9 protein-coding genes and 1 pseudogene are annotated in these 11,509 nt (G+C 50.2%); 3 read left to right on the plus strand and 7 right to left on the minus strand.

Annotated elements, in window-relative coordinates:
- The coding region (gene glgB / locus ACLTD4_RS30640) for a 1,4-alpha-glucan branching protein GlgB (protein ID WP_412331815.1) at nt 1–2,328 on the minus strand (2,328 nt) is incomplete at its 3' end.
- 251 nt (nt 2,329–2,579) lie between these two features.
- Nucleotides 2,580–3,698: a DUF3810 domain-containing protein gene (locus ACLTD4_RS30645; RefSeq protein ID WP_117622048.1), complete on the minus strand. Its 1,119-nt coding sequence runs from the start codon at nt 3,696–3,698 to the stop codon at nt 2,580–2,582.
- A 195-nt stretch (nt 3,699–3,893) separates the two neighbouring features.
- On the opposite strand from ACLTD4_RS30645, the gene lepB reads away from it, so the two are divergent.
- The gene (gene lepB / locus ACLTD4_RS30650) at nt 3,894–4,460 is read left to right on the plus strand and encodes a signal peptidase I (protein ID WP_081034162.1); all 567 of its coding nucleotides are present in this window, start codon (nt 3,894–3,896) and stop codon (nt 4,458–4,460) included.
- Nucleotides 4,461–4,534: 74 nt separating this feature from the next.
- Here the strand turns inward: lepB and ACLTD4_RS30655 are convergent, their stop codons facing one another.
- The 5 genes from ACLTD4_RS30655 to ACLTD4_RS30675 form a co-directional block, all read right to left on the minus strand.
- Nucleotides 4,535–5,398 carry an NAD(P)-dependent oxidoreductase gene (locus ACLTD4_RS30655; RefSeq protein ID WP_117622047.1) on the minus strand — a complete coding sequence of 288 codons (864 nt, stop codon included), beginning with the start codon at nt 5,396–5,398 and terminating at the stop codon, nt 4,535–4,537.
- A 129-nt stretch (nt 5,399–5,527) separates the two neighbouring features.
- Nucleotides 5,528–6,865 carry a H2O-forming NADH oxidase gene (nox, locus tag ACLTD4_RS30660; RefSeq protein ID WP_117622046.1) on the minus strand — a complete coding sequence of 446 codons (1,338 nt, stop codon included), beginning with the start codon at nt 6,863–6,865 and terminating at the stop codon, nt 5,528–5,530.
- 363 nt (nt 6,866–7,228) lie between these two features.
- Nucleotides 7,229–7,489: a hypothetical protein gene (locus tag ACLTD4_RS30665; RefSeq protein ID WP_117622045.1), complete on the minus strand. Its 261-nt coding sequence runs from the start codon at nt 7,487–7,489 to the stop codon at nt 7,229–7,231.
- Between the two features lie 78 nt (nt 7,490–7,567).
- The gene (locus ACLTD4_RS30670; RefSeq protein ID WP_117622044.1) at nt 7,568–8,386 is read right to left on the minus strand and encodes an alpha/beta hydrolase; all 819 of its coding nucleotides are present in this window, start codon (nt 8,384–8,386) and stop codon (nt 7,568–7,570) included.
- 24 nt (nt 8,387–8,410) lie between these two features.
- Nucleotides 8,411–9,775 carry a GntP family permease gene (locus ACLTD4_RS30675; RefSeq protein WP_002604880.1) on the minus strand — a complete coding sequence of 455 codons (1,365 nt, stop codon included), beginning with the start codon at nt 9,773–9,775 and terminating at the stop codon, nt 8,411–8,413.
- A gap of 293 nt (nt 9,776–10,068) precedes the next feature.
- Between ACLTD4_RS30675 and ACLTD4_RS30680 the strand changes: the two are divergent.
- Both ACLTD4_RS30680 and ACLTD4_RS30685 read left to right on the plus strand, forming a co-directional pair.
- Nucleotides 10,069–10,778 (plus strand): annotated as a pseudogene (locus ACLTD4_RS30680) (FadR/GntR family transcriptional regulator).
- Between the two features lie 129 nt (nt 10,779–10,907).
- On the plus strand, nt 10,908–11,509 hold a 602-nt coding region (locus ACLTD4_RS30685), incomplete at its 3' end, for a dihydroxy-acid dehydratase (RefSeq protein ID WP_412331816.1).

Here is an 11,509-nt window from a genome sequence, read left to right on the forward strand (position 1 = left end):
CTTCACAGCTGCTTTTGTTCCAGCCGCCTTTACTCCGCCGGTTTTTGCAGCGGTGGTTTTCGCTCCGGAAGCTTTCTTAACCACTTTTTCTTCCACCGGCGTGCAGGTAAAGATCATCACAGAGAGCGGTGCCACCGTAATCTCGATGGAATCCGGCCTCTCGTCCTTCTCTGCCTTTTTCGAGCTCTTCGCGCGCGGATTGGTGCGCCCTTCGCCGCCATAGCTTTCCGCGTCACTGTTGGAGATCTCTTTATATTTTCCTGCAAACGGAACGCCAACCCGGAATTTCTCATGCAGTACTGTATCGAAGTTGCAGACAATCAGAAGTGTCTCTTCCTTCTTTTTCGTCCTTCGCAGGAATACCACAATACTTTCTTCCGAATCCGTACAGTTCACCCACTCAAAGCCTTCGGGCTCATAATCCATCTGGTGCAGCGCCGGATAGTTTACATAAAGCTCATTTAAGGACTTCACATACTCCTGCATCTGTTTGTGAACCGGTTGTTCTGTAATCCCCCAATCCAGTTCCACATTCTCATTCCATTCATGAACCTGCGCGAACTCCTGTCCCATGAACAGCAGCTTCTTTCCCGGATGGCTCATCATGAAACCGTACGCAGCACGCAGGTTCGCAGCCTTGGTCTCCAGTTCCTCTCCCGGCATCTTACCGATCATGGATCCCTTTCCGTGGACCACCTCGTCGTGCGAGAACACAAGAATAAAATCTTCGCTGTATGCGTAAAGCATGCTGAAGGTCAATTCTCCGTAATGGTGCTTTCTGAAATAGGGATCGCACTGCATGTATCCCGTAAAATCATTCATCCAGCCCATGTTCCATTTATAATCGAAGCCCAGGGCGCCTTCCTTGATATCGCCGGTGATCTCCGGCCATGCAGTCGACTCCTCAGCGATCAGGATGGCTCCGTCTGCCCTTCCTTTAAATACAGAATTCAAATGTTTTAAGAATTCCACGGCTTCCAGGTTCTCGTGGCCGCCGTAAATATTAGGAACCCACTCCCCCGGATTCTTTCCGTAATCCAGGTACAGCATGGAAGCCACAGCATCCATACGGATTCCATCCGCGTGGTACTTGTCCGCCCAGAACAGCGCGTTGGCGATCAGGAAGTTGGATACTCCCGGACGGCCATAGTTATAGATCAGCGTGCCCCAATGCGGATGAGCCCCCTGTCTCGGGTCCTTATGTTCATAGACGCATGTCCCGTCAAAATTAGCCAGTCCGAAGCTGTCCCTCGGGAAATGTGCCGGAACCCAGTCGAGGATCACGCCAATGCCCTGTCCATGCATATAATCCATAAAATACATAAAATCATCAGGCGTTCCATACCGGCTGGTCGGCGCGTAATACCCTGTCACCTGATAGCCCCAGGATGCGTCCAGCGGATGCTCCATGACCGGAAGCAGCTCAACATGGGTGTAACCCATCATCTTCACGTACTCCGCCAGTTTTACCGCGATCTCACGGTAATTATAGAATTCAGAACCGGTGATATCGTTCCCGTTCTCATCACGCTCCGTCTCTTTCCGAATCCACGATCCGAGGTGGATCTCATATATGGACATAGCCTGGTTTTTAGAATCCGTCTTCGCGCGTTTTTCCATCCACGCGTTATCCTGCCACTTATAACGGCCCGTATCCCATACGACAGAAGCCGTGTTCGGACGCAGCTCGCAGAAATTACCATACGGATCCGCCTTTAACTGCGGCTCCCCATGGCTGTTCTTAATCTCGTATTTATAAATCAGTCCCGATGCCAGACCTGGTATAAACAATTCAAAAATCCCGGAATCGCCCAGGCGTCTCATCTGATGACGTCTTCCATCCCATAAGTTAAAATCTCCGACAACACTGACGCGCATGGCGCACGGCGCCCACACGGAGAAATAGACGCCTTCCACACCATTCACACTCATCGGGTGTGCGCCCATCTTCTCATAGATTGTATAATGAACACCCGCTTCAAACTTCTTTAAGTCCGACTCTGTGTACAGCGGTGAAAATGCGTACGGATCGTAAAGCTCCTCCGACGTGCCATTATCGTAAACCACAAGCAGGGTGTATTCCGGAATATTCTTTCTCGGAATCAGCGCTGCGAAAAAGCCCGCCTCGTCTGCCAGTTCCATCGGGAATTCCTTTCCCGAGGAGGCAAGTCTGACCGTCACCATGACTGCCGTCGGTATGAATGCGGAGATCAGCAGCCCATCGTCCGTGATATGCGGTCCCAGCAGCTTGTGGGAGTCCGCCGCTTCTGAATATACAATCTCTTCAATCCCGGCCCAATCCATCAAATCATACAACTTTTTGTCCATACAATATCCTCCTGGTCCCTGTTTATTCCCGCGTGCAACGAGCCGGGCGGACGCGCTTGCGGGTCCATCCGGCGACTGCCGCGAGGGTCGGAACCCCCGCCGCTCACGACGCTGCATTTTTGATACCCCACTGACTGCGGCGGGGCTTGCGACTGAGTCTATTTTAGCATTCATATGCGTATTTTACAATAGAATCCAACAGCACTTTCCGTATTTTTCCGACAAAAAGCCTCCGAAATCTACACGTTTTCCTATTGTTCTTCCTCCAGGGAATCCGCCTGTTTCCTGGTATAAGCCAGCATTAAGTCAACAACGCGGCCATAGCTCTTCACACCATCCGCCTGACTGTTTATTTTTAAATACGTATCATTCAGCTGGTTGGACACCTCCGCTGCCTTCCCGTCGTATCTTGCCCAGAATTCATTATTTCCTCTCAGGTCCACCCAGGCCCGCTCGTCCAGAGCGCCGCACAGCTCCAGATACGCATCCATATCGGTCTTCGCCAGGGCGTTGGTCGCATAGACCCATCCGGTTAAGTATCCGCTGTAACGGTAGGATGGAGAATCGGAACCAATACAGGCCAGATAGCCGATAAAATTCGCCTCGTCCTCCCTCATAAATCCCCGCAGATGGGATAGCTCATGGCAGATCGTGTGGGGAATGTTGTAATCCGGCATCTCCCGGTTGTAATTCGCCTCTACGGTGAAGGGTGAATACTGGCCGCACAGCTGCTGAACCGAAAAGAAATACGACCACGCCAGCGGCTTCGGCCTGGGATAGTAGCCTGCAAGCTGGGGATACTGTTCTCCCAGCCGTCTCATGGCCGCCACGCCTTCCCGGTTGGCATCCTTCCTCTCCATGGCCGCACCGACGCCGTCTTCACAGTACTGATTCACAGTCTTTGTCAGCGCGGCGCAGAGTTCTGTAAGTTCGTCCTTTGAAGACTTTCTGACTTCCAGACCGGAATAGCTGGAGAACGGTTTTCTATAATAATTGACACCACAGTTAAATGTAAACAGGAAAAAAATCCCCGTCAGCAGAAACAGCGCCCTCACAAGCACCATTTTAATCCGTCTGATATGAGTGACCGTATACCAGACCGCTGCTGCGATAAGGAAATAAACGGCTGACTCCACTACGGAAAATGGAAAAATCCCGGATATTCGTCCCAGTGTTCCCACGATAAACGGATAAACGGTTACTGCATACCATTCTCCAAATCCTGGTACGAGACGGGCCAGAAGCTGAAAAAGCAGTGATAACGCAAACAGGACGCCGGATGCCAGAAGCAGCCGGATCTCCCGCCGCTTCTGTGCAGGATTCTCCTCTGCGCCGCTGTTCATACTCTTTTGCTGAATTGTCTCTCCCATACATCTTCCCCCCCGAAGTCTTCCGCCATGCCCCACACAGCGGATTGTTTAAAATAACGGTACCATATTTTTATGGACATTTCGTGGAATGTTTGTGAATATTTTCTTACCATTTAAGAAAACCCCTTGCGGAATCCCGGAAACTCATTTAAACTCTCTTATGGACAAAATATATGGATAGAAAAGAAGGTCTCTATGAAAAAGGAAGATAACAGACTGGAGAAGAGCGAGGCATTTGACTGGAAGGCCGAGATCATAAGCTGGATTAAAATTATTATTGCGGCGGCCGTCATCGCCTTTGTTCTGAACAACTTCATCATCGCAAACAGCAAGGTTCCAAGCGGCTCCATGGAAAATACAATCATGACCGGAGACCGTGTCATCGGTTCCAGGCTGTCTTACAGATTCGGCGATCCAAAGCGCGGCGACATCGTTATCTTTCACTTTCCGGATGATCCGACCGATACTATTTACTATGTAAAGCGGATTATCGGTCTGCCCGGAGACACCGTAGATATCATCGATGGAAAGGTCTATTTAAACGGATCGGAGACGCCTCTCGACGAACCTTACATTCGGGAGCCCATGGACCCGGAACCGCCGGCCCGTTTCGAAGTGCCGGAGGATTCCTACTTTATGATGGGCGATAACCGCAATTTCTCCGCAGACGCCAGGCGCTGGGAGAATAAATACGTAAAGCGTGATAAAATCATTGCAAAAGTACTGTTCCGGTATTATCCGGGCATCGGAAAAATCGAATAAGTAATGGAAAATGCGGAAGTCCGCCGGTTGTTCCCGGCAGACCTCCGCATTTTCTGCTATATCTTCATTTCCCTCTACCACTGGTAGTACTGAACCAGCGCCTGAGTCCCCAGACTTCCTTTTCCCTGCGCCTCCATATCTTCATACATGGAAAGCACGTAATCCAGCACTCCCAGATGAACGCCTGCGTTCTCCGCTTCCTCGGAGGCAAGCTTCATATCCTTGATAAAATGCCGGATAAAGAAGCCGGGATCAAAATCGCCAACAAGGATACGGGGCGCTACCGTCTTAAGCTGCGCGCTGCCCGCCGCTCCCGTTCCGATCGAATCCACCATCTGGGCCACATCGAGTCCGGTGGCCTTCGCGTAGACCATGGCCTCGCATACGCCGGAGATCGCGCCGGCTATGGCAATCTGGTTGCACATCTTCGTATGCTGGCCATTGCCCGCTTTTCCTTCGTACTTGATGTTCTTTCCCATGGCCTCAAAAAGCGGCATGCACGCGTTAAAGTCCGCTTCATCTCCGCCGGCCAGAATCGTCAGCGTTCCCTCTCTCGCCCCTGTGTCTCCGCCGGTTACAGGCGCATCCAGGGCCTTCAGCCCCGCTTTCGCGGCATCTTCGTATATCCTGACCGCCAGCTTCGGGCTCGTCGTCGTCATATCAATCAGAAACGTGCCCGGATCTGCATTAGCGATGATTCCATCGTCTCCGAAGTATACTTCTTCCACATCCTTCGGATATCCCACAATGGTAATCACCGCGTCACGCCCGGCGGCACATGTCTTCACGTCCTCACACCAGGCGGCGCCCTCTGCGATTACATCCTCTGCTTTTTCCTTTGTTCTTGTGTAAACCGCCACCTCAAAACCAGCCTTCATCAGGTTGCGCACCATGGATTTCCCCATGATCCCGATTCCGATAAATCCCACCTTTTTCATGTATCCTTATCCTCCTTCTCGTATTGTCCATCTTCTATTCCGATTTTAACACGAGCCATGGCGGTTGTAAATTACCGGCGGAAACTTTTTGGAGTCATTCAGGATTCCCGGTTACCGTTCCCGGCCTTCTTACTTCGCGCTCAGCGCAGCCATGGTGATATAGTTGTAAGGTTTGTTAAAGTGAGGAAGGAAAAATGCATCGAACAGTTTCAGCTTATCAATGGTCACCTGCTCCTCGATCGCCATCGAGAAAAGATGGATCACCATGGAAATATCGTAGTCCGAGCTGATCTGCGCGCCCAGAATCACTCTCGTGTTCTTGTCATAGACGATGCGCAGCTTTACCTTATAGTTACCATTTTCCATAAATTCCGCTCTCTGCCAGTCCTCAAAATCCGTGGTGAGCGCCTCGATTCCCAGCTTCTCGGCTTTTGCCAGACTGATTCCCGTGCTCACCATGTTGAGCCCCCAGATGCTGATGCCGTTAGAGCCCTGAACGCCCACAGATTCCAGCTTTGTACCGCAGGCATTGTGAGCCGCGATAATTCCGGAGCGGACCGCATTTGTCGCCAGCGCAATGTAGTCTGTGGCCTGAATCGCGTTGTTGTAAACCGTCGCACAGTCTCCGACCGCATAGACGCCCGGAATGCTGGTCTCCTGACATAAATCCGTCAAAAACGCGCCGTTCTTAAACAGTTTAATCTGTTCTCCGCCCAGTGCAGTATTGGGCTTGAAGCCGATTCCAAACACTACCATGTCGGCGTCGTAGCTTCCCTTGTCCGTGACTACCTTCTGCACGCGAACGGAACCTTCCAGTTTTTTCACAGTCTCTCCAAAGGCCAGTGTCACTCCGTGCTCCTTCAAATTATCCGCCATCTGATCGGAAAATTCTCTGTCATAATATCCGGCCAGACAGGTCTCCGCACAGTCGATCAATACCACTTCCCTGCCGTTTCTCTTAAATGCCTCCGCCAGCTCCACGCCGATATAACCGGCGCCGACCACTGCGACACGCTTTACGCTCTCATCCTTCAAACGCTCAATCACATCCTGAGCATTCTGGAACAGCTTTACGAACTGTACATTTTCAAGCTCCATCCCCTCGATGGCCGGACTGATCGGGAGTGAACCGGTCGCCAGGATCAGCTTGTCGAAATGCTGCTCATACGTGTTGCCCTCGCGGTCGGCCGCATAGACGATCTTTTTATCGTAATCGACAGAGGTCACCGGAGTCTCCATGTATATTTTGGCGCCCTTTGCCTCAAACGCCGCCTTATCCGAGTAAAACAGTCCCTCCGGTCCCGATATCTGTTTGCCGATCCAGAGCGCCATACCGCAGCCCAGGAAACTGATGTTGCTGTTGGAATCAAAGGCGATCACCTCTTTATCCTTATAATTATCCAGGATTGTGTTGAGCGCCGCCGTTCCCGCATGATTTGCCCCGATTACTACAATAGTTTCTTTCATGTGAATATCCTCCTGTTCATGATTTAAATGAGTAAAACCTTAGTTCTAAAAAATGCTTCAGATAATTAGAGTATCTCCAATATGGTCTCATTATATCACACCGTTAAAATAATAACAATAACTATTATTAAATATTTCAATATTTTTTTCACCAGGACAATCGGAAACCATGATGGCTGTAAAGAATCGTCTGCCTGAGCGGTCTTTTTCATCGAAATTTGGAAAGACAAAGTACACCTTCCCGGGGAATTTCGTTATCACAAGCCGCCGCTCCATATGATTCAAAAATGAGAGTACCAAAACGCCCGTCGCCGTCGAATCCGGCCGGGAGCATTTCAGATACTCTCATCAAAAAACATTTTATTATTTTTTATCTCCCACAACAGCCTTCACAGTCTCTTCCATTTCTTCAAACGTCCAGTCTAGCGGCGGGCATTTATAGAAAAAGGGATGTTGTGGATTCATGCAGGAAATATTCACCATGCGTCTGTCGAAATCGAATTTCAGTGAGAAATCTCCAATCAACAGATGCGCTTCTTTTCGGTTTTTCATATTTTCCAGCAGTCTCCGCTCCAGCTCTTTTGACTTTCTTACCTCGTATAAAAAATCAATTGTATGTATCATAGACCCCTCCATACAGCGATTGTACCACGGGCTGTCTCATTCGTCAAAAGCAGCGGACCGGCTCCCGGTTTTCTGCTCTCACGTACCGGACTTCTCCCGGCTGACCGGAATCAGTCCGAAATATTCCAGTATGCATTTCAGCTGTGGATTCCAGAAGCCCCAGTTGTGGTTCCCTTCACATTCGCAGTAATGGTAATCCAGTTCCGGGCAATTTGTTTCCATAAACTGCTTAAATTCCACATTCAGACCGTAAAGGGGATCCTGTTGTCCACAGCTATGGTAGATTCTCGGCTTGGGTCCTGTGGATGCAGCTGTCTGTTTCGCCAGATACTCCAGATCGTCCTTCGATCCCTTATACTCCTCCTCGTCGCCAAAAATGCGGTAAACATTATCCATAAAATCGGAGACCGAGAACATGGTTCCGGCTGCCTTCATGGCCTCGAAGGGGCTGTTGGCCGCCGACATTGCAGCGACACCGGCGTACTGTTCCGGGCAGGACAGCGCCGCCTTTAAGGCTCCGTAACCGCCCATGGAGAGACCGCCGATAAACGTATCCTCTCTCCTGGTGGAGGCCGGGAAGAAATTGCTCACAACGATGGGAAGCTCCTTTGTGATGTAATCGAAGTACAGGTGCCCGTATTTTCCATTTGTGTAAAAGCTTCTGTGTGCCGAAGGCATAACCACGATGACATCGTGATCCCGGACCAGCAGCTCCAAATCGCTCTTTCTGATCCACGCAGTGTTGTCGTCTGCATGGCCGTGCAGCAGATACAGGACGGGATACTTTTTATCAGGAGCCGCCTCCGGCTTCCTCCCCCTTTTTTCAGGAAGAAGAACGGTCAGCGGTGAATCCATTCCGAGGTAGTATGAGTGAAAATCTACATTTAAAAGTGCCATATGTATTCTCCCTTCTTTCTGCGTCTATGCCCAGATAAAGCTGATGGCATACAGTACGATAAATGACAGGATGGAGCAGAAGCCTCCATACAGGGTCCAGGATTTGAACGCTGTCTTTAAATCAATTCCCATATACTCCTTTGTCAGCCAGAAGCCGGAATCGTTGACATGAGAGAAGCTGGTCGCTCCGAACATGGCGGACATACCGATACAGGCAAGATACATTGGAGAATAGGTGGAAATCTGCGGAAACGATGCAACAATTCCCAATGTCATAGTCAGCGCCACCGTGGTGGAGCCCACGCCGATTCTCATCAGAGTAGAAATAATATAAGCTACAAGGATAATGGAAAGGTTGGCATTCTGCAGGGCATTGCCGATCAGGGTTCCCATCCCGGAATAATCCAGAACGTAACGCAGCACGCCGCCGGCCGAGGTAACCAGGACAATCATGGCCACAGGCTGAAGGGATTTTGCAAGAACGGACTCCACCGTCTCCATGGTAATCCCTTTACGCACACACAGAAAGATGATTCCGGCCACATTGGCGATGATCAATGCCAGATACGGCTGGCCGATAAATACGCAGAAATCCAGGAATCTCTGCATTCCGGCCCCCTCCGCAGTCATCATGCCTGCGGATGCGCTGATTAAAATCAGGAGAATCGGCAGAAGCACGATGGAGATAACCAGGCCGAAGGACGGCCCACCCGCAGTGCCCTCTTTCTTTTCAGGAGCCATAACGGCATTTTCAGGAACCGGTACATACATTTTCTTTGCAAACGGAACCGCTACCGCGTAGCTGATCAAATATTTCGGAATTACAAGTACGAGTGCCAGGATCGTGACTGTTCCCAGATCCACAGGAAGGCTTCCCGTGATCAGCATGGGAGCCGGTGTGGGCGGAATCGCCGATCCGATACCGAGCCCCGCCGTCATCGGAAGCACATAATATAGTAAGGATTTGTTTGTCTTCTTTGCAATAGAATAAACGATTGGCATAAGAATAATGAAAGCAGGATCAAAGAATACCGGAATACCGATGATAACGCCTGCAAGCCCCAGTGCAAACGCAGAATTCTTCTCACCGAATACCTTGACCAGCTTGTCGGCAATCGCCTGCGCCGCGCCGCTGACTTCCAGTATGCCGCCAAACATGGAACCAAGTCCGACGATCAGTGCGATCCCCTTTAGGGTGTTTCCCATACCATCCGTGACAGCTTGAGTAACCAGTGAAAACGGCATACCGCTTCCAACTCCGATTATGACTCCCGCAATGAGAACCGACAGAAGCGCATGAAGCTTCAGTTTAATAATCAGGAACAAAAGTACCACGAACCCCACCAGTGTGGCAGTTATCAGCTGCGCCGGATTAGCTACATAATCCATAATAAAAATACCTCCCTGTTTCATTTTATCTTTTTCATAATACGTATGATGTCTTTGCCTCTATAAAATATCATTACTGGATAAATATGTCAAGTATTTTCATATAATTTTACTTTTTACACAAATTATTCCACTCTATTTCGTGCATATTTTCTCCAAATACGTATGATCTCTTCTCCAAATATCAATTTGACGCTTTCTGAACCCTCAACGCCTTAAATTCAACGGCCATCAGGTGACAAAACGCCGGTTCTATGTTAAAATAAACTCAATTCAGCAGGGAGGTAAAATGGGTGAGCAGCTTAGAGTTTTATAATGGGAAACCGTTGGCAGAGCAGGTAGCCGACTACATATTAAACTATATTATAGATAACAATCTGGAAGTAGGGGCTAAGATCCCCAACGAATTTGAACTCGGCAAGATGATAAACGTCAGTCGTACTACGATTCGCGAGGCTATCAAGATCCTGGTATCCCGGCAGATCCTGGAGATCCGGCGCGGCGCCGGCACTTTCGTCTCCGAGAGGCGGGAATCACCGACGATCCGCTGGGACTTACCTTTGTAAAAGACAAGACCAAGCTGGCGCTGGACTTAGTCAGCGTACGTCTGATGCTGGAACCTGAGATCGCCATGATGGCGGCCGATCACGCGACGCCGGAACAGATCGGTGAGATGAAGCTCCAGTGCGACCAGATTGAAGAGCTGATCAAATCCGGCCGTGACCACATGGAGGCCGATATCCGTCTTCACACGATGATCGCCTCCTGCAGCGGCAACAGTGTAGTAGAAAAACTGATTCCGGTCATCAATTCTTCCATCGCCGTATTTGTCGATGTAACCAACCGCGCCCTGGGCCAGGAGACCATCGAGACCCACCGTGAAATCGTAAACTGCATCGCAGAACGCGACGCGGAAGGCGCAAAATGCGCGATGTACATGCATCTGATCTACAACCGGAGAGTATTCCGGCAGTTAGAGAAAGAAGAGAAGCCTCTAGGATAAACAGCACTTCATATATTTTTCCAACGCCTTGTTGACTTTGTCCTGCGAGTATGGTATTTTGGTTTTATAAAATACATCATACGTATTATGCCTTTGCCAGGAAAAACATAGAATTCAGGAGGAAACGCTATGAAACTAAAGAGTCAGGAAGTCCGTGCACTGGCGCCGGAGATGGATCCGCTGCGCATGGGAATGGGCTGGAAGGTGGATGACTTGTCGAAGCCTCAGATTATAGTAGAGAGTACATTTGGAGACAGCCACCCGGGCAGCGCTCATTTATTGGAACTTGTGGAAGAGTCCGTGAAGGGAATCAATCACAGCGGAGGCAAGGGAGCACGGTATTTTGCCACCGATATCTGCGACGGCATGGCACAGGGACACGACGGGATCAACTACTCTCTCGCTTCCCGGGACACCATCTGCAACATGATCGAAATCCATGCAAACGCCACGACATTCGACGCGGGTGTCTTCATAGCCAGCTGTGACAAGGCGGTTCCGGCTCATCTGATGGCGATTGGGAGGCTGAAATTTCCGTCTATCGTCGTAACCGGAGGCGTTATGGACGCCGGTCCCGACCTCCTCACGCTGGAGCAGATCGGAATGTACAGCGCCAAATGCCAGAGAGGGGAAATCACAGAGGACCAGCTGACCTGGTACAAGCAGCACGCCTGTCCCTCCTGCGGCGCCTGCTCCTTCATGGGAACGGCTTCCACCATGCAGGTAATGGC

Source organism: Hungatella sp., assembly GCF_046966825.1.

What these genes read in the sequence shown, in the direction of transcription:
- lepB (WP_081034162.1), top strand. Translation starts at nt 3,894, where the DNA reads ATGAAAAAGGAAGATAACAGACTGGAGAAGAGCGAGGCATTTGACTGG.
- ACLTD4_RS30665 (WP_117622045.1), bottom strand. Translation starts at nt 7,489, where the DNA reads ATGATACATACAATTGATTTTTTATACGAGGTAAGAAAGTCAAAAGAG.
- nox (WP_117622046.1), bottom strand. Translation starts at nt 6,865, where the DNA reads ATGAAAGAAACTATTGTAGTAATCGGGGCAAATCATGCGGGAACGGCG.
- ACLTD4_RS30655 (WP_117622047.1), bottom strand. Translation starts at nt 5,398, where the DNA reads ATGAAAAAGGTGGGATTTATCGGAATCGGGATCATGGGGAAATCCATG.
- ACLTD4_RS30670 (WP_117622044.1), bottom strand. Translation starts at nt 8,386, where the DNA reads ATGGCACTTTTAAATGTAGATTTTCACTCATACTACCTCGGAATGGAT.
- ACLTD4_RS30675 (WP_002604880.1), bottom strand. Translation starts at nt 9,775, where the DNA reads ATGGATTATGTAGCTAATCCGGCGCAGCTGATAACTGCCACACTGGTG.
- ACLTD4_RS30645 (WP_117622048.1), bottom strand. Translation starts at nt 3,698, where the DNA reads ATGGGAGAGACAATTCAGCAAAAGAGTATGAACAGCGGCGCAGAGGAG.